We start from the raw sequence: 16,615 nt of genomic DNA, 5'->3' as shown, positions 1-16,615 counted from the left end.
TGAGAACTTGGACGATCCCGAAACCAGTAGATGAGAGCGCATCCCGAAAAGTGTGAAACGGCTTTCGGAAAAGATGCGCGTTAAAACAAACATTTTGAGCGCCGATCTGGCCCGATCAGATCGAAACGAGTTCTAAGGTGCAGGAACGAAATAATGACAGACAAGTTCAGTGTAAGAGATAAGATTGCCATTGTGACTGGCGGGTTAGGGCAGCTTGGAACGCAATTCAGCAAATCGCTCGCGGAATCTGGCGCCAAGGTCGCGATCTTCAGTCGCCGGGCAATTAACGCTGCCGATCTTGAAGCGAAGTTTCCGGGCTTGACGAAGAACATTCGCGTTTATGTCGCGAGTGTTACGGACAAGGCCAGCCTTGAGCAGGCAACCGAACAGCTCATCGCCGATTGGGGCGTGCCGCATATTCTGGTCAATAATGCAGGCATTGATTCAAAGCCGTCGGGTTCGGCAGACCAGAACAGTCCATTTGAAATCTACCCGCAGAAATACTGGAACGAGATCATCGAGACCAATCTGACGGGTGTGATGCTGTGCTGTCAGGTGATCGGCTCGAAGATGGCCGATGCCAGACGCGGCAGCATCATCAATGTCGGTTCGATCTACGGCATCGTGTCACCCAATCAGGCGCTCTACGCGTATCGCGAGGCACGAGATGGCGAGCCCTTCATCAAGGCTGTCTCCTATGCGGCTTCCAAATCCGGCCTTGTCAACTTGACCCGCTATCTTGGCACCTATTGGGGAACCAAGAATGTCCGGGTGAACCTGATTTCATTCGGTGGCGTGAAAACCGCAAACTTCGACAAGGAATTTGTGGATGCGTTTCTCGAACGCGTGCCGATGAACCGACAAGCTGAGATCGATGAATATAATGGCGTGATACAGTTTCTGGCATCCGATGCCTCGTCATATATGACAGGCTCGAATGTCGTCGTCGATGGAGGCTTTACGGCATGGTGACAGAACAGGCAGACAATCGATATCTGACGAGGCGCGCGTTACCTGATCGTGACAAGCTGCACGTCTCGGTCGTTGAGGCGCTGGAAGCGCAGATTCTTTCCGGCAAACTCAAGATTGGCGATCGTCTGCCTGCCGAAGCCGCAATGGCGCGTGAATTCAATGTAAGCACGCGGTCTGTTCGTGAAGCGCTTCAAATTCTCGAAACAAAGGGTCTCGTTCGCCGCAAACACGGTGAAAGAGCGCTTGTTGTGCGCGACGATGTCGGAGAATTTCTCGGTTCGCTTGCTACGACTGTCAAACAGCTCTTTGCCAATAACTCCGACTATCTCGTCCAGCTGATGGACGTGCGCCGGATCATCGAGACGGAAGTCGTAACGCGGCTGAGTTCGGAAGATCTGGTGATGACGCCGGAAGTTGACGAGGCACTTGCCAGCATGAGAGCTGCAGCTGACGCCAATGACATGGCCCGGTTTACCGACAGTGACGCCGCTTTCCATCTAGGGCTCGTGCATTCCGTGGGCAACGAGATCCTCAATGTCGTCTATGACAATCTTTTCTCGATCATCATCGACGTCATCCGGGTCACGAGCCGCGTGCCGAACAAGTCGCTGGAGGACGGGTTTGCCGAGCATGAGGAAATTTACAACCTCATCAAGGCCAGAGAACCCGAGACCGCCCGACAATCCATTCGCAGACAGATCGATGAAAGTTCGCGCTATCTCAAGGTCGCGCTGGACAATTCAAATCTTAAGAACAAGGTCAAAACCAAATGAGCAACTTCGATTATTCCGATACTGACTGGGCGTCGATCGAGCGTCTTTCGAAATGGTATTCCGGCGATGTCCATGACAGCCTGGAACAACTCGGCGGCTGGGGTTATCTGGACGGTATATCGTTACAGGGTGAATTGAAGCCGGGCGAAGTGGTCTGCGGCCCGGCAGTCACGGTGCAGTTTGCTCCAAGCGAACGTCGCAATCAGCCGCAAGATGTTTATCACAACGCCATCGACAACGCGCCAAAGGGCGGCATTGTTGTCGTTGATGCATCCTGCGCGCAGGGTTCGTGTTCGGGAGAGCTGATGAGCTCAGGCGCTAAAACACGGGGCGCTGCGGCTACGATCGTCAACGGAACGGTGCGTGATATCGCGCAGGTTCGCCATCTCGGCTATCCGCTTTTCGGTCGTGCAAGGTCTCCGGTTTCAGTATCCGGCAAGATGGAACCGAAGCTGTCGCAAGTTCCAATCGAAATCACCGGCGTGAAGATCATGCCGGGCGACGTTGTCTTCGCGGATATCGATGGCGTTGTCGTCATCCCCAAGGCCATGGTTGCAGCAGTTGCTGATCAGGCCGACAAGCTGGGCGCAAACGAAGCTTCGGCTCGTGACCGTATTCTGGGTGGCGAAAAGCTTCAGTCGGTCTGGCCAGTGGAATCGAAATATGGCGCCTGATCAATTGGCGTCATGACATAAAAAAGGCCGCCCTTGAGGCGGCCTTTTCATAACATTGCGGAGGAACCGATTACGGCGTCACGTCGAAGCCGAACCACTTTTCGGAGAGGCGCTTGATGGTGCCATCAGCCTTGGCGGCTTCAATGGCTTCATTGAACATCTTCTGAAGTTCAGGTTCGTTCTTGCGAAGACCAACGGCAACGCCGCGACCCAGAATGCCACCCTTAAAGAAAGGGCCGGTCATGACGATATCTTCGTTGCCCGGCTTCTTGGCGGCATCGCTGAGATAAGCCAGTGAAGCGACGACGAGATCGACGCGGCCCGACTTGAGGTCGAGGTCATGCTGATCGGTGGTCTTGTATTCGCGGATGTCAGCAGAATCCTTGAAATACTTGTCGAGCAGCGACAGGCCGAGCGAGGCCGTCTGTACACCGATGGTGCGGCCCTTGATTTCAGCCTTGACGTCGTCAATGGCCTTCTGAGCAGCGGCTTCATCCTTGGCCAGATAGAGCGTTTCGCCCGTATGCGGCAGCTTGGCGAAAGGGCTGTCCTTCAGCGTGGCGAAGGTCTGTGGGGTCAAGCCATAAGAGACGGAAAAGTCGATGGTTTCTTCGCGCTTCGGCGTGGCAGTCAGGCCAGCCATGATCGCGTCGAACTTGCCTGCATTCAAGGCCGGAATGATGCCGTCGAAAGGCTGTGCAATCATGGTGCACTCCACTTTCATGCGGGCGCAGAGGTCTTTGCTCAGTTCGATTTCATAACCGTCCAGCGTGCCATCCGGCTTGGTGAAATTATACGGACGGAAAGCGCCTTCGGTTGCGATGGTGATCTTGGTCCACTTCTTCTCTTCGGCATGGGCCGAAGCAGCGGTCACAACGAGGGCCGAAACGAGCAGGGCTTTGAACAATCCCTTGGTCTTCATTTTAATTACCTTACTGCAGTTAAGTGCTGAGCGGTCTTTTGGCATAAATCAGTGACGTTTGAAATAATCAGCCAGCGTTTTCGTGGCTGATAAACTTGCGAAAACGCTCTGATTTGGAGTTTGTGAACACATCTTCGGGCGCACCGTCTTCTTCAACGAGCCCCTGATGGACGAAGACGACCCGGTTCGACACGTCGCGGGCAAAGCCTATTTCGTGCGTGACGACAAGCATGGTGCGGCCTTCCTCGGCCAATCCGCGCATGACGCGCAGCACTTCGCCGACGAGTTCGGGATCAAGCGCGGAGGTCGGTTCGTCAAACAGCATCACTTTTGGCTTCATCGCCAGAGCGCGTGCAATGGCGGCGCGCTGTTGCTGACCGCCGGAGAGATGCGACGGGTAGAAGTCGCGTTTGTCTGCGATGCCAACCTTGGCCAGCAGCGCTTCGGCTTCTGCGATACATTCCGCGCGCGGCCGACCCTGAACATAGATCGGCGCTTCGATGATGTTTTCAAGAATGGTCTTGTGCGACCACAGATTGAAGCTTTGGAAAACCATGCCCAGTTCAGAGCGGATCCGCGAGACCTGCTTCTTGTCGGCGGGATAGGCTTCGCCCTTGGAATTCTTGGCCATTCGGATCGTCTCACCGGAAACGGTCACGGTGCCAGATGTTGGAATTTCCAGAAGGTTGATGCAGCGCAGCAAAGTTGACTTTCCCGACCCCGAAGAGCCGAGGATAGAAATGACTTCGCCTTCGCGCGCTTCAAGCGAAATGCCTTTTAGCACTTCGTTCGCGCCAAAGCTTTTACGCAGGTTTTCGACTTTTAGCGCCACCGGTGCGTTAGGAGAGATGGCTTTACTCACGATGTTTTTCCTTCGGTGGAGATGCTAACGGCTGGCTGGCGCAAATAGGGCGTGAGCCTGTATTCGGCAATCAGGAGCAAGCGTGTCAGAACGAAATTGATAGCCAGATAGATGGCGCCCGCGATCACGAACACCTCAATCACGCGGTAGCTTTCTGCAATGAGCTTGGCCGCAATGCCTGTGACTTCCATGAGCGTGATGATGGAAGCAAGCGAGGTCGCCTTGATCATCGAGATCATCTCATTGCCGTAGCCGGGCAGCGCCTGACGGATGGCAAGCGGCATGACTACTCTGCGGAAGCAGGTGAAACGCGACATGCCGCAGGCTTTTGCCGCCTCGATCTGGCCATGTGGCACCGACAACAGGCCACCGCGAATGATTTCGCTCGCATAGGCCGCGTTATTCAGCGTCAACGCGATGATCGCACACCAATATGGTTCACGAAGAACGGGCCACAGGAATGAATAGCGGATCGTCGAAAACTGGCTGAGGCCGTAATAGATGATGAAGATCTGCACCAGAAGCGGTGTGCCGCGGAACACGAAGACATAGAGCCGGGCAATCCAGTCGAGAACAGCTATTCCCGACAGGCGCATCATCGCAAATAGCAGGGCAAGAATTGCGCCGCACACGATGGATATAGCAGCAAGCTGCAGCGTCAGCGGCACGCCGCCCATCATTGCGAGAAAGGATTCTGTATAGAATTGAAGGTTCATTTTGCCCTCCTGACGCCGCGCGAGAAGTGACGTTCAGCAGCTTGCAGAATACCGCCGGAAACGGAGGAAATCAGCAGATAGAGCGCGCCTGCGATCAGGAAGAAATTGAAGGGCAAGCCCGTGGAGCCTGCACCAATCTGTGCTTGACGCAGAATATCAACCACACCAACGACAGAAATCAGTGCAGATTCCTTCAAGGCAACCTGCCAGACATTGCCAAGGCCCGGCAGCGCATGGCGCAAAGCCAGCGGCGCGATAATGCGGCGAAACTTCAGTGCCTGGCCCATGCCGCAGGCCGATGCAGCTTCAAGTTCTCCCTTGGAGACGGCTCTGAATGCGCCACGGAACACTTCCGTGTGATGTGCGCCGCAGGAAATACCGATTGCCAGTACGCCAGCCAGAAAGGCGGGGAAGCCGATGAAACCCTGAGCGCCGAAGAACTTTCCAAGCGCTGTGATGGCGGCGCTACCGCCAAAATAGAACAGGTAGATCACCAGAAGATCGGGGATGCCGCGGATGACGGTGGTATACCCGTCAGCGATGCCGCGCAGTGTGCGTCCGCCGGAAATCTTTGCCCATGCAGCAAAAACACCAATCGTTGCACCAAGCAGAAAGCCGACCACGGCCAGCGAGACTGTTACCAGAGACGCCATCACGAGAACATAGCCCCAGCCATCGGGGCCGAAGCTTAAAATATCGAAAAAAGCCTTCATGATGCTTCAGGCCAATTCTTGAAGGAGCGATTGAACTTCATTTCACTTTCCGGCGGCCGTATCGGGCCGTCTTTCACTTCGCTGCGACGGGCAGGGCAGGTTGCACGTTGTCGGGAATGGGATTGACGAAAACGTCGCCATTCAGCTTTTTCATGTGATCCTGTTTGGCTTCTGCAATCCGTTCGGGATTCAGAAACAGTTCCACTGCCGTGCTTCCCATAACCTTTGCTGCGTGAGCCATTCCTTTATGAGCGGCAGGCAATTTACCCTGCGCCACCATTTGCCACGAATGGAGCGGCGTGCCAATAGCGCAGGTCGCGCCACGCATCTGCACGGTGGGGACAACCCAGCTCACACTGCCGACGTCTGTTGAACCAACAAGGGAATTGTCTCCCTTATACGGCTCATAAACATCTTCACAAAGAGCAAGGCCGTCCTTGGGCTCGACGCCGAAACGGCGAAAGGCGTCAGAAATGTCTTCCTTGGATAGCGTCGCCTGAAAACGCTGTGCCATTTCCTGGTCTTTTGCGTCGAAAACCGGAGCCCCCAGACGTTCTAGCTCGCGCTGCATGAGCTGTTCCAGCGGCTTGTTGCCGATCAGATTGGCGTCGCCGCTGACGATTTCGCTGCGAACTGTCGTTTCCGTCATGAGTGCTGCGCCATCAGCGATTTTTTTGACCCGTTCAAGTAAGGTCTGCATGACGGGCAGGCTCAGAGCGCGGATCAGATAGCGGACACTGGCTTTGGCCTGTACAACATTGGGCGCGAAACCGCCCGTATCTGTTACGGCGTAGTGGATGCGGGCCGTTGATGGCATATGCTCGCGCATGTAGTTAACGCCGACATTCATCAGCTCAACGGCGTCGAGCGCGCTGCGTCCCAAATGAGGAGCGGAAGCGGCGTGAGCCGCGCGACCCGAGAAATGAAAGCTTATTTCGTTACAAGCCAGCGACACAGGGTCGTTGACGCCTGCGAAAGGTGCCGGGTGCCAGCAAAAAGCAATATCGACATCGTCAAAAAGGCCTTCACGTACTATGAAGCCCTTGGCCGATCCGCCTTCTTCTGCCGGGCAGCCGTAATAGCGCACGCGGCCTTTGATTCCATGCGTTTCCAGATATTGCTTCACTGCGGCGGCTGCCAGAAGGGAACCTGCGCCAAGCAGATTATGCCCGCAGCCATGACCATGGCCGCCTGCCTCGACGGGCTGTTCTTCGGCAATGCCAGCGATCTGGCTCAAGCCGGGAAGGGCATCGAATTCGCCAAGAATGGCAATGACCGGACCTTCGTCGCCAGCTTCGCCCATAACGGCGGTTGGCAGTCCTGCGATGCCGCGTGAGACGCGAAACCCTTCGGTTTCAAGCATCGCAGCATGAGCGGCGCTGGACTCATATTCTTCGTAATTGGTCTCGGGATTATCCCAAACCGTGTCGCTGAGTTCGAAATAAGCGGCACTTTTGCCGTCTACGATATCCCAGATATCGTGATGGTTCTTTGCCATAGCTCGATCCTCCATCGTCTGGCTCCCATTGTATCGGGGTCCGTTATTGTCGGCCCTTATGTTCGGGATTGCGCTTTTCAGCGCAATCCCGTCGAAGGGGGTAATCTGAAGTGGTGCTGATTACCCCCTTCTGCGTTCATGTCAAACATTGAATTGAAAGCCATCAACCGTGAATGCCTGACCGGTGATGAAACACGGTTCGGATGTAGCAAGGAAAGTGACAAGGCGCGCCACGTCGTCAGCGCAGCCAAGGCGACCGAGCGCGATGCCCTTGATGACTTCATCGGCACGTTCGGTAACATTCGTATCGATCTCGGTGCGGATGACGCCGGGGCAGATCGCATTGACGACGATATTCGGGCCAAGTTCCTTGGCCAGTGAGCGCGTCATGCCGAGAATGCCAGCTTTTGCAGCGGCATAGGCGAATTTGCTCACGGCTGCGGTCACTCCGCCGGAAAGTGCATTGAGCGACGACATGGAAACGATGCGACCACCGCCCTGCTTCAGCATATGCGGGGCTGAATGCTGAATATAATTGAAGCAGCTTTTCAGGTTGATCGCGATTGCGCGGTCGAACTCGTCTTCCGAAATTTCGAGAATGCCAACCGGGGCAGAACGGCCTGCATTGTTGAGCAGAAAATCGAGACGGCCAAATGTTTCAATCGTTTGCGCAACGACTTCACCAGCCCGCTTGTGGCTGGAAACATCGGCCACGCAGGAGATTGCCTTGACGCCGAGGCCTTCGATTTCGGCTGCGGTTGCCGCCAGTTCCACTTCCAGCAGATCAACCAGCGCAATGTTATAGCCCGCACGCGCCAGATCGAGAGCGCAAGCCTTTCCGATGCCCCTTGCTCCGCCGGTAACAATGGCAACCTTGTTTTGTGAGTTCATTTCCAGATGCGCTCCTTTTTGTATTGCCACTTGATCGTATGTCTGCCACATTATTCCACAATAGGAATTTGGTTCACATATATGAACATTGAAAACAGTGGTGAAGTTAAGTCGGCCGTTCGGGTTCTTGAGATCCTCGAGTTCCTCGGTCGTGCGCATAAGCCGGTGACGCTGAAAGCAATCGTCGCTGAGCTCGGTTATCCCAAAAGCAGCACGTTCAATCTGCTGGCTACATTGGTGGCGCGGGCCTATGTCGTTCGCGACGATACCGAGTCCTATCGCATCCATGAGGCATTTCGTGACGGGCCGGGCTGGTCGAGCGGAAGCGACGCCTATCTGATCGCAACGGCCCAGCCGATCATGGACGCCATGCGCGACAGCGAAGGCGAGACCGTTTTTCTCGGCACGCGCCGCAAGGACGGGCGGGTCAAGCTCCTCGCCAAGAGCGTCAGTCATCAGGCGGTTCGTTTCGATTCCGATCTGACAGGGTCTGATCCCGCTTATTGCACCGCGATGGGACGGGTTCTTCTGGCGCATTGGCAGCCGGAAAAGACGTCTACCTATCTGGCCAAAGAACGGATCGTTCCGTTGACGGACAAGACCGTGATTGATCGGGTACAGATACGCCGCATCATTGAAGCGGCCCGCGAAGCTGGCTTTGCCATCTGCGACGAAGAGGCAGTGGTCGGTGGTTCGGGTGTTGCAGCCCCGGTTTTCGACGCCAGCGGCGATGTGATCGCTACGCTCAATATGGCCACGATCTCATCGCGCTTTACCGCGTGTCGCCAGCGTATGATTGACGCTGTCGTCAAGCACGCGGCGGAGTTGAGCGCACGTCTCGGATATAAACCAACAGCGGCAGACAAGCAGTAACATGGATATAGAATTCAAGGGAAAGCGGGTCCTGGTGACCGGGGCCGCAAGGGGAATTGGACGGGCTATCTGCGAGGCATTTTCTGCGGATGGTGCAATCGTCACAGCCACCGACGTTCTGGATGCCGAACTGGCAACATTGGCCAGTGAAGCGCGGCCCGCGCGTGGCGGCTCGATCAGAACGGCGCATCTGGATGTGACCGATGAGGCCGCGATTGCTTCGTTGGCGGCGGAAGAAGACGCCAATGGCGGTTTCGATATCTTTGTCCATGTTGCAGGCGGCGTGCTCGGGCAGAAGAAACGCCCTGTGGATGAAGTTCCGGCTGCGGATTGGGATCGTATCTACGACATCAATGTGCGCGGCGCATTTCTGGTTGCCCGGGCGCTTGTCCCCGCCATGAAGCGGAGGGGCACGGGCAAAATGGTGTTCATTTCCAGTGGCGCCGGTCTTGGCGTCAGTCTGACGGGCATTCAGGCCTATGCGAGTGCAAAGGCAGCGCTGATCAGTCTTGCCCGCCAGCTGGGTCACGAGCTTGGACCGTTCGGGATCAACGTCAATGCGGTTGCTCCCGGCTTTTTGCGCACCAGCCCTGACTATGAGCGTCAGTGGGCTTCTTATGGAGACGATGGGCAGGCCGCAATGATCAACGAAATTCCGTTGCGTCGTATCGGGCTGCCCGAAGACATCTCAAATGCTGTGCTCTTTCTCGCATCCCCCTTTGCGAGCTGGATCACGGGGCAGACATTATCGGTCAGTGGAGGGCCGACATCATGACAACCGACGCTCCTGTGCCAACCTGGACCTGGTCCGAAGAACGCCTTCAGACCATCATGAACCGCGCCCGCGCTGGCCGTAGTTTCAAGCCTGCATCCTGGCAGGGCGGCGCTCGATGCGCAGTCGCTCTGTCCTTCGATTCAGACCATGACACATTCGAACTGCGCGATGGCGGAAAGTCGATTTCGGCTTTGTCGCAGGGCCAGTTTGGGCCAAGGCAGGGTATTCCGCGCATTCGCGAAATTCTGCGCCGGGACAACATTCCGGCCACATTCTTCGTACCTGCCATTTCCGCCATGCATTATCCTGAAGAGCAACGTGCATTGATCGGCGAGGGGCACGAAATTGCCCTTCATGGCTGGATACACGAACGCAACACATTGCTTGACGGTGATACAGAGCGCGATCTTCAACATCGTGCGGCTGATGCGCTGGAAAAGATCACCGGTGTTCGCCCGGTCGGCATTCGTACGCCGTCCTGGGATTTCAGCGACAACACATTGCAGATCACTTCTGAAATGGGATTGATCTACGATTCATCGCTTATGGCGGATGTTGATTGCTACGAGCTATTGCTCAATGGCGAGCCGTGCGGTGTCACCGAACTGCCGGTTGAGTGGATTCGCGATGATGCAGCCTATCTCGTCATGGACCGTTGGGGCGGGTTGCGTCCGCAGATCGCGCCGCACGATATTCTCCAGATATTCCTTCGGGAATTTGATGCAGCCTATGAAGAGGGCGGCATTTTCCAGCTGACGATGCATCCGGATATCATCGGTCATCGTTCGAGAATCTGGATACTGAAAAAGCTGATTGCGCATATTCGTACCCATAAGGATATTTGGTTTGCGACCCATGCAGATGTTGCACGTTATGCCAAGCTAAATGGCTGATAATTAACGCTTTGTGACGCAGTTGCAACTAACCTTGGCCCGATTTTCGGGTCGGGCGCGTTTTGCGATCGGTGGCCATGGATGCCTTTCAAAAAGCGGAATTAAATTCATATATATGAACATAATTCCGCTTTTCATCGCTCGCTCGTGGGTTCAAACTCTTTGCAAGCGGGTAGAGAAAAGCGCGTAACCGCCGCCCGCATTGCCGATAGAAAACACAAATAAGCATGAGGGAACTATGCTGAAGAAAATTGCGGCCATTGGCCTTTGCACTTTGTCGATGCTTTATAGCGGCAGTGTTTTGGCGAAAGACTGGAAAGCTGTGACGGTGGGTGTCGAAGGCGCTTTTCCGCCTTTCAATCTGACAAGCCCGGGCGGTGAGCTTCAGGGCCTTGATCTTGATGTCATCAAGGAGGTTTGCAAGCGCGCCGAACTTGAGTGCAACATTGTTGCGCAGGATTGGGATAGCCAGATCCCGTCGCTGCTGGCTGGCAAATTCGACGTTGTGCTGACGATGGGACCGAACCCCGAGCGTCGCAAGGTTATCGATTTCTCCGATCCATATGTGATCACGCCGAACACCTTCCTGGTGCCAGCCGATGGTCCTCTGGCCAACCTGCCGCACACCGGCGAGAGCCTTTCCACGGATACCGAGGAAGGCAAAAAGGCGATTGCTGACCTCAAGGAAGCGTTGAAAGGCAAGACGATTGGCGCATCGCTTTCGACCAGCCAGCTGCAGTTTGTCGAACAGAATTTCGGTGATGCAGTTCAGGTCCGTACCTATAAAGGATCGGAACAGGTCAAGCTGGATCTCGAATCCGGCCGCGTTGACGGTCAGTACGACAATGTGGTTTTCGCACGTGACCGCGCTGAGAAGAGCAATGGCAGGCTGAAGATCACTGGGCCGCTTCTGGTTGGTGGCATCCAGGCAACCAATGTCTGCATTGGCCTGCGCAAGGAAGAGCCGGAACTGAAAGCCAAGCTCGACAAGGCATTGGCCGAAATGCGGGCAGATGGCACACTCGCCAAAATGTCGGAAAAGTGGTTTTCCATGGATTTGAGCCCGAAGAGCTAAGCGCGTTCAGCCCCAGTCTTTCAGGAAAGCCCCGTTTTGCGGGGCTTTTTCTATTTTAGGCGCCGTAAAAGGTCCGAGCCATATGGCGATGCGGTCATCTTAATTGCAAAGCGTACGACCTCATTCATCCTCTATTCAAATATCTGGAATTAAAGCATAGTCCGGCACATATGGAGGGACCAAGAATGGTATCTGTAGTTAAGACGACGGTTGCATCGCTTTGTCTCGGCGGCGTAATGGCAATGCTTTCGCCCATGCTCGCAACGACCGCTTCCGCAGCAGAGTTGCAGCGTTGTGCAAGTGAGGGCGGCATATGCCGACTGCCTTATCCGGCTGAAGTTGTTTACGGAACAGGCGGGCGCAACACGTCCCGTTTCATCGACCGCCCGGAAGTGCCGTGCTCAAACCGCGTTTTTGACGATCCCGCACCGGGCAAGAAGAAAAGCTGTTCTTTCGTTGTCCGTGACCGTGACTACCGAGACGGTCGCCCCGACCGCCCCGACCGTCGGGGTCGACCAGATCGTTACGACGACCGGGACCGGGATTGGAGGCCTTGCGCCAAGGAAGGCGGATATTGTGACTTCTATGGTCGCAAACGGGTTCGCTATGGCGCGAACGGCCGCTTTATAGAGCGCACTTTCCGTGATGGGGTTGATTGCGGCAATTATTCATTCGGTGATCCGGCACCCGGAAAAGGAAAAGCCTGCTACGTGCTGGACTAAGTTCTTAAGCATTTTGCAAGCCCGAAGGCGTCCAGTTTAGGGTGCCTCCGGGCTTATTTTCTGATGAGACCTCAGTTGCTGCGCGCTTTCAATACGCGTTTACAAGACTGTGTATGATCGAGAACATTGTGCGCGCTCCATCGGCTGCGGCAAGAATGGCCTGCTGCATCGGCCCTGCCGCGCAGTCACCTGCAGCGTAGATGTCCTTCATTGAAGTCTCGTTCATTTCGTTGCGCCACAAGCCGCCGTCATCGCGTATGTTGAGTGGCAATCCGGTGACGATGGACGTCTGGCTTTGAAGTGGCCTGATCCACAGCGACTGGATATCTTCCCGGCGTCCATCCCTGAGCACTATTCCACCGATGGTGTGACCATCGCCACTGAGGACTGCTTTGACTGGTGTTGTGACCAGATTGATCTCTGCGCGCGATAGATCGGACAACTTCTCCGCTGGAAGGTCAGCGCCGTTGGTGAAAACAGTCAGGCGACCCGCCCAGTTTTTGAAGAATGCGGCGTGATCCAGCATGGCTGTTGTTTCCGCAAGCACACCCCAATGCTCGCCGCGATGTTCAAAGCCATCGCAGAAAGGGCAATGATGAACGCCGCGCCCCCAGTTTTCTACGAGGCCTTCAATTGTCGGTAGTTGATCAGTCACGCCAAGGGCGAGGAGAATTTTGGGCGCAAAAACAATGTCTCCATCGGCTAACTCCAATGAATAGCCGCCGTCCGCTGACTGTATAGTCTGGACCAGACCTTCCCGATAGGTCACCGTGTCATAACGCAATAGCTCTTCGCGCGCCGCCTTCCGGAATTCCTGCGGCAGGATACCATCCCGCGACAGGTAGCTATGCATTGCAGGCGCTTTCCGGTTTCGCGGTTCGCCGCCATCAATGACAAGCATTTTGCGCAACGCGCGCCCAGCAATCAGGGCCGCAGAAAGTCCGGTGGGACCGCCGCCGATGATGATGGTCTCGTAATTTTGCATGATTGTTGATCCGGTCATCTTGATAGTCGTTGATGGTGTCCCTGCTGAAACAGCTTTTTGAGCTGCCATTGTGAACCTCCATAACGGTGTTTATCGAACATGACACAACATAAGTTACATGAAATGAGAGAGTCAATAGTCATGTAACTTCACTTGTATCAATTTGCTTTCCGGCCAGAAATATCCGATAATCCGGCCTGTCTTTTCAGGCCGATACAAAGAGTGAAAATATATGAGGCAGGATAGCCGGCTATCGCGCATGTTGCATGTTTTGATCCATATGGAGCATCACGACGGCGCCATGACGTCAGAGGAAATCGCATCGATGCTGGATGCCAATCCAGTGGTGATCCGACGCACGATGGCGGGACTTCGGAAGGAGGGCTATGTGCGCTCGGAGAAGGGGCATGGCGGTGGCTGGACACTGGCGCGACCGCTCGATCAGCTGACATTGTTTGACATTTATCGCGCTGTCGGCGAGCCGTCTATTTTTGCGGTCGGTCCGGCCTACGACATGCCAGGTTGCGTTATAGAACAAGCAGTTAACGAAAAACTCAAAAGCGTTTTCAATGAAGCAGAACAACTGCTTATGACGCGATTGCAAGGCGTCACCCTTGCCGATATTGCGCAGAATTTTTCTACAAGCATGGCGAGGAATGGCCATTCGGGAAAAGCAGACTCAACTTCTGCCTAGAGTTTCCATCGCAGGGCAACTGCTAATCGGTGCTTGTCTCAATCGGGCGCTCTCTCCCACAGTTACGCGACCATGAATAAGCCACAGTAAGCCATGGCTCCTTGTGTCGGCATTTAAAGTCAAGCTCGCGCTCTTTTGCTTTAAAACCGTGCAAAACCGCATTCAGCAACGGTTCATGATCATACCGGTAACGCTTCTGTGAAGTTGCCGCAATTTGCCTCTATTCGCATTCCAGCATGCGCGGAATCGGAAGCAGGCCCTTTGCTTATCAGTTCTGCCTTCCAGAAGGAGAAGGATCTATGTCTATTCGTTCCAAGCTTCGCGCCACTGTTGCGATACCGGTGATGTCGGTCTGCGTTTTTGCGCAGCCATCTTTCGCGGATATGCTGTCGCAGCCTTATCAGGTGGCTCAGGAAAACAGCGAAGAGCGAGCACCTCAGGAGCAGCCCGTTGAACAGCCACAGGCAGAGGGCGAGCGTCCTTCTGAAGAGGGCCACGGGCGTCGTCAGGCTGAGGAGCAGAAACAGGCTGAGCAGGAGGAAGCCCAGCGTCAGGCCGAAGAGCGCAAGCGTGCCGAACAGGAAGAAGCGCATCGCCAGGAAATAGAAAAGCAGCAGGCGGAAAAGGCAGAGGCTGCAAGGCAGGCTGAAGAACGCAAGGCGGCTGAAGCGGAAACGCAGCGTCAGGCGGCTGAACAGAAAAAGGCCGAGGAAGAAGCTGCCGCACAGCAGAAGGCGGCAGAACAGGCACAGCGTAAAGCTGAGCAGCAGCAGAAAGCGGAGCAGGAAGCAGCGGAACGCCAGGCCGAGAAACAGAAGCAGGAGAAGGCTGCTGCCGACGAGGCTGAAAAGCAGGCTGTCGAGCAAAAGAAGGCGGCAGAGCAAGAGACGCAGCGCCAAGCCCAAGAGAAGAAGCCTGCATCGGAAGAAAGCGTGCCGAAAGGCGAGGCTGAACCAGAACAACAGGTTCCTGCCCACAAGAAGCCAGCAGCGAAGACGCCGGATGCAAACGGTGCATCGGAAGAGACTGCCAAGGAGCCAGCAGAACGGCCAAAGAAGAGGCCGGCTCCTGCCGATGATGCACAGGCAGAGAAGCCAGCGCCACAGCCGGAATCTGCACCTGTTCCAGTGCAGCCGACCGAACCACAGCCTGGTGAAGTCAATCCCGTTCAACCTGCGGAACAGCCAGCTGTCAAAGAACAGCATGGAAAGAAGAATCGCGAGCCGTCGCCGGTAGAGCAGCAACCAGTGGAGCAGCCGCAGGAAGCTGAAAAGAAGCCAGAGCCTGTGCCTGCAATTGTGGACAAGCGCTCAGCTGCCGAAAAGGAAGCAATCGCGAAAGATCCATCGAAGACCGACGAAACGGTGGTTCTACCGGTCGAAAATGGCGCTGCCATTCTCGATAGCGACAAGGATGCCGATAATAGCGGTGGCAATCAGGCCCGCGAGCAACGTCGCAAGCAGCGTGGTCAACAGCGTAAAGCCGAAGCCTCAGCACCGCCCCCCGCAGACGACGCATCCGCGCAGGTTGCCATCCCCGAGCAGATCAAGGCCGATCTTCCCAAGAAGATTGAAGCCAATCTGAAGGAAAAGGGAAAGCGCGTCGACGAAGCACCCGCTTTCGTTGTCCCGGAAACCACAAATATCGTGAACAACACCGTTGTTAACAACACGGTCGTCAATAACACGACGGTTAACAATGTGACGAACAACGTCAGCAATGTGAAGGTACTTGAGCAGGTCGATAACCGCGTTGTTATGGATGTCGGCGACCGGATGTTCGTGCGCGGCGATGATCGCCCACGTCTGCGCCACAATGCCGAAGAAGCCTATTATGATGAGCTGCCACGCGGCCGCATGCGCGAAACGATTGTGCGTCCCGGTGGCTACCGTGTGGTCACTGTTTATGACCGTTATGGTGATGTTGTGCAGCGCTCCCGTATCGACCGCGACGGCAACGAATATCTGATGGTCTATGCCCCCGACTATGAAGATACGCCGCGTGCCGCTATCGCCGATGTTGGTTACGATCTGCCACCGATGCGCCTCACGATCCCTGTCAGCGATTATATCATCGACGTAACAGACGACCGTGATCGTGACTTCTATGACTTCCTGGCCATGCCTCCGGTCGAGCGTGTTGAACGCGTCTACACGATCGATGAAGTGCGCCATTCTGCACGTCTGCGCGATAAGGTGCGTCGTATCGATCTCGACACAATCCACTTCGCGACCGGCAGCGCGGAAGTCTCGCTTTCGCAGGCCAAGACACTGCGCAAAGTGGCCGACGCCATGCAAAAGGTCCTTGCCAAAGATCCCGGCGAAACCTTCTTCATCGAAGGCCACACAGATGCTGTCGGTTCTGATCGATCGAACCTTGTTCTCTCTGACAAGCGCGCAGAGTCGGTCGCGAGCCTGCTGACGGAAGTCTATGATATTCCGGCTGAAAATCTTGTCACACAAGGTTATGGTGAGCGGTTCCTGAAGATCAAGACCGATGGACCGGAACAGGAAAACCGTCGGGTTACCATTCGCCGCGTGACGCCGTTGGTTCGCCCGGTGGCGCAACGCTAACCAC

General features: G+C 55.4%; 17 protein-coding genes. 10 read left to right on the top strand and 7 right to left on the bottom strand.

Annotated features, from left to right (window positions below; genetic code table 11):
- The first annotated feature begins 153 nt into the window (after positions 1-153).
- From QBD01_RS16695 to QBD01_RS16685, 3 genes are read left to right on the top strand one after another with little or no spacing between them, the layout of a single operon-like run.
- The gene (locus QBD01_RS16695; protein WP_138785704.1) at positions 154-972 is read left to right on the top strand and encodes an SDR family oxidoreductase; all 819 of its coding nucleotides are present in this window, start codon (positions 154-156) and stop codon (positions 970-972) included.
- Positions 966-1,745 carry a FadR/GntR family transcriptional regulator gene (locus QBD01_RS16690; RefSeq protein WP_078337161.1) on the top strand — a complete coding sequence of 260 codons (780 nt, stop codon included), beginning with the start codon at positions 966-968 and terminating at the stop codon, positions 1,743-1,745. Before QBD01_RS16695 ends, QBD01_RS16690 begins: the two co-directional genes overlap by 7 nt.
- On the top strand, positions 1,742-2,419 hold the full coding sequence (locus tag QBD01_RS16685) for an RraA family protein (protein ID WP_280993744.1): 678 nt from the start codon (positions 1,742-1,744) through the stop codon (positions 2,417-2,419). The genes QBD01_RS16690 and QBD01_RS16685 overlap by 4 nt, the downstream gene beginning before the upstream one ends.
- A gap of 70 nt (positions 2,420-2,489) precedes the next feature.
- Here the strand turns inward: QBD01_RS16685 and QBD01_RS16680 are convergent, their stop codons facing one another.
- From QBD01_RS16680 to QBD01_RS16655, 6 genes are all read right to left on the bottom strand, one after another.
- Positions 2,490-3,341, bottom strand: coding sequence for a transporter substrate-binding domain-containing protein (locus QBD01_RS16680; RefSeq protein WP_078337159.1), 852 nt, complete (start codon positions 3,339-3,341; stop codon positions 2,490-2,492).
- A 67-nt stretch (positions 3,342-3,408) separates the two neighbouring features.
- Complete coding sequence (locus tag QBD01_RS16675) at positions 3,409-4,203, bottom strand: ATP-binding cassette domain-containing protein (RefSeq protein WP_280993743.1); 795 nt, start codon at positions 4,201-4,203, stop codon at positions 3,409-3,411.
- On the bottom strand, positions 4,200-4,919 hold the full coding sequence (locus QBD01_RS16670; RefSeq protein WP_280993742.1) for an ABC transporter permease: 720 nt from the start codon (positions 4,917-4,919) through the stop codon (positions 4,200-4,202). The genes QBD01_RS16675 and QBD01_RS16670 overlap by 4 nt, the downstream gene beginning before the upstream one ends.
- Positions 4,916-5,632 (bottom strand): ABC transporter permease subunit, encoded by a 717-nt coding sequence (locus QBD01_RS16665; protein WP_182521489.1) that lies wholly within the window; start codon positions 5,630-5,632, stop codon positions 4,916-4,918. Before QBD01_RS16665 ends, QBD01_RS16670 begins: the two co-directional genes overlap by 4 nt.
- A 73-nt stretch (positions 5,633-5,705) precedes the next feature.
- Positions 5,706-7,145: a M20 family metallopeptidase gene (locus QBD01_RS16660; protein WP_392391426.1), complete on the bottom strand. Its 1,440-nt coding sequence runs from the start codon at positions 7,143-7,145 to the stop codon at positions 5,706-5,708.
- Positions 7,146-7,271: 126 nt separating this feature from the next.
- Positions 7,272-8,021, bottom strand: a complete 750-nt coding sequence (locus QBD01_RS16655) for an SDR family NAD(P)-dependent oxidoreductase (protein ID WP_280993740.1) — start codon at positions 8,019-8,021, stop codon at positions 7,272-7,274.
- An 81-nt stretch (positions 8,022-8,102) separates the two neighbouring features.
- On the opposite strand from QBD01_RS16655, the gene QBD01_RS16650 reads away from it, so the two are divergent.
- The 5 genes from QBD01_RS16650 to QBD01_RS16630 all read left to right on the top strand — a co-directional run bounded on the left by QBD01_RS16650 (position 8,103) and on the right by QBD01_RS16630 (position 12,359).
- Positions 8,103-8,894, top strand: coding sequence for an IclR family transcriptional regulator (locus QBD01_RS16650; protein ID WP_182521486.1), 792 nt, complete (start codon positions 8,103-8,105; stop codon positions 8,892-8,894).
- A 1-nt stretch (position 8,895) separates the two neighbouring features.
- Positions 8,896-9,669 (top strand): SDR family NAD(P)-dependent oxidoreductase, encoded by a 774-nt coding sequence (locus tag QBD01_RS16645; RefSeq protein WP_280993739.1) that lies wholly within the window; start codon positions 8,896-8,898, stop codon positions 9,667-9,669.
- Positions 9,666-10,562 (top strand): polysaccharide deacetylase, encoded by an 897-nt coding sequence (locus QBD01_RS16640; RefSeq protein WP_280993738.1) that lies wholly within the window; start codon positions 9,666-9,668, stop codon positions 10,560-10,562. The genes QBD01_RS16645 and QBD01_RS16640 overlap by 4 nt, the downstream gene beginning before the upstream one ends.
- 238 nt (positions 10,563-10,800) lie before the next feature.
- Positions 10,801-11,637 (top strand): transporter substrate-binding domain-containing protein, encoded by an 837-nt coding sequence (locus QBD01_RS16635; RefSeq protein ID WP_280993737.1) that lies wholly within the window; start codon positions 10,801-10,803, stop codon positions 11,635-11,637.
- Between the two features lie 185 nt (positions 11,638-11,822).
- A complete protein-coding gene (locus QBD01_RS16630) occupies positions 11,823-12,359 on the top strand; it encodes a hypothetical protein (protein WP_280993736.1) in 537 nt (178 codons plus the stop codon).
- Positions 12,360-12,447: 88 nt separating this feature from the next.
- Here the strand turns inward: QBD01_RS16630 and QBD01_RS16625 are convergent, their stop codons facing one another.
- Positions 12,448-13,413 carry an NAD(P)/FAD-dependent oxidoreductase gene (locus QBD01_RS16625; RefSeq protein ID WP_280993735.1) on the bottom strand — a complete coding sequence of 322 codons (966 nt, stop codon included), beginning with the start codon at positions 13,411-13,413 and terminating at the stop codon, positions 12,448-12,450.
- Positions 13,414-13,576: 163 nt separating this feature from the next.
- Here QBD01_RS16625 and QBD01_RS16620 point away from each other — a divergent pair, with 163 nt between their 5' ends.
- Together QBD01_RS16620 and QBD01_RS16615 are read left to right on the top strand one after the other, a co-directional pair.
- Positions 13,577-14,038, top strand: a complete 462-nt coding sequence (locus QBD01_RS16620) for an Rrf2 family transcriptional regulator (RefSeq protein ID WP_182521480.1) — start codon at positions 13,577-13,579, stop codon at positions 14,036-14,038.
- Positions 14,039-14,337: 299 nt separating this feature from the next.
- Positions 14,338-16,611 carry an OmpA family protein gene (locus tag QBD01_RS16615; RefSeq protein WP_280993734.1) on the top strand — a complete coding sequence of 758 codons (2,274 nt, stop codon included), beginning with the start codon at positions 14,338-14,340 and terminating at the stop codon, positions 16,609-16,611.
- Positions 16,612-16,615: the final 4 nt, after the last annotated feature.

This window comes from Ochrobactrum sp. 19YEA23 (assembly GCF_029909865.1).
Classification (GTDB): Bacteria; Pseudomonadota; Alphaproteobacteria; order Rhizobiales; family Rhizobiaceae; genus Brucella; species Brucella gambitense.
Note: the sequence above shows the minus strand (reverse complement) of the source record. Positions and strands in the feature narration are given on the sequence as shown.

What these genes read in the sequence shown, in the direction of transcription:
- QBD01_RS16695 (WP_138785704.1), top strand. Translation starts at nt 154, where the DNA reads ATGACAGACAAGTTCAGTGTAAGAGATAAGATTGCCATTGTGACTGGC.
- QBD01_RS16690 (WP_078337161.1), top strand. Translation starts at nt 966, where the DNA reads ATGGTGACAGAACAGGCAGACAATCGATATCTGACGAGGCGCGCGTTA.
- QBD01_RS16685 (WP_280993744.1), top strand. Translation starts at nt 1,742, where the DNA reads ATGAGCAACTTCGATTATTCCGATACTGACTGGGCGTCGATCGAGCGT.
- QBD01_RS16680 (WP_078337159.1), bottom strand. Translation starts at nt 3,341, where the DNA reads ATGAAGACCAAGGGATTGTTCAAAGCCCTGCTCGTTTCGGCCCTCGTT.
- QBD01_RS16670 (WP_280993742.1), bottom strand. Translation starts at nt 4,919, where the DNA reads ATGAACCTTCAATTCTATACAGAATCCTTTCTCGCAATGATGGGCGGC.
- QBD01_RS16665 (WP_182521489.1), bottom strand. Translation starts at nt 5,632, where the DNA reads ATGAAGGCTTTTTTCGATATTTTAAGCTTCGGCCCCGATGGCTGGGGC.
- QBD01_RS16660 (WP_392391426.1), bottom strand. Translation starts at nt 7,145, where the DNA reads ATGGAGGATCGAGCTATGGCAAAGAACCATCACGATATCTGGGATATC.
- QBD01_RS16655 (WP_280993740.1), bottom strand. Translation starts at nt 8,021, where the DNA reads ATGAACTCACAAAACAAGGTTGCCATTGTTACCGGCGGAGCAAGGGGC.
- QBD01_RS16650 (WP_182521486.1), top strand. Translation starts at nt 8,103, where the DNA reads ATGAACATTGAAAACAGTGGTGAAGTTAAGTCGGCCGTTCGGGTTCTT.
- QBD01_RS16645 (WP_280993739.1), top strand. Translation starts at nt 8,896, where the DNA reads ATGGATATAGAATTCAAGGGAAAGCGGGTCCTGGTGACCGGGGCCGCA.
- QBD01_RS16640 (WP_280993738.1), top strand. Translation starts at nt 9,666, where the DNA reads ATGACAACCGACGCTCCTGTGCCAACCTGGACCTGGTCCGAAGAACGC.
- QBD01_RS16635 (WP_280993737.1), top strand. Translation starts at nt 10,801, where the DNA reads ATGCTGAAGAAAATTGCGGCCATTGGCCTTTGCACTTTGTCGATGCTT.
- QBD01_RS16630 (WP_280993736.1), top strand. Translation starts at nt 11,823, where the DNA reads ATGGTATCTGTAGTTAAGACGACGGTTGCATCGCTTTGTCTCGGCGGC.
- QBD01_RS16625 (WP_280993735.1), bottom strand. Translation starts at nt 13,413, where the DNA reads ATGGCAGCTCAAAAAGCTGTTTCAGCAGGGACACCATCAACGACTATC.
- QBD01_RS16620 (WP_182521480.1), top strand. Translation starts at nt 13,577, where the DNA reads ATGAGGCAGGATAGCCGGCTATCGCGCATGTTGCATGTTTTGATCCAT.
- QBD01_RS16615 (WP_280993734.1), top strand. Translation starts at nt 14,338, where the DNA reads ATGTCTATTCGTTCCAAGCTTCGCGCCACTGTTGCGATACCGGTGATG.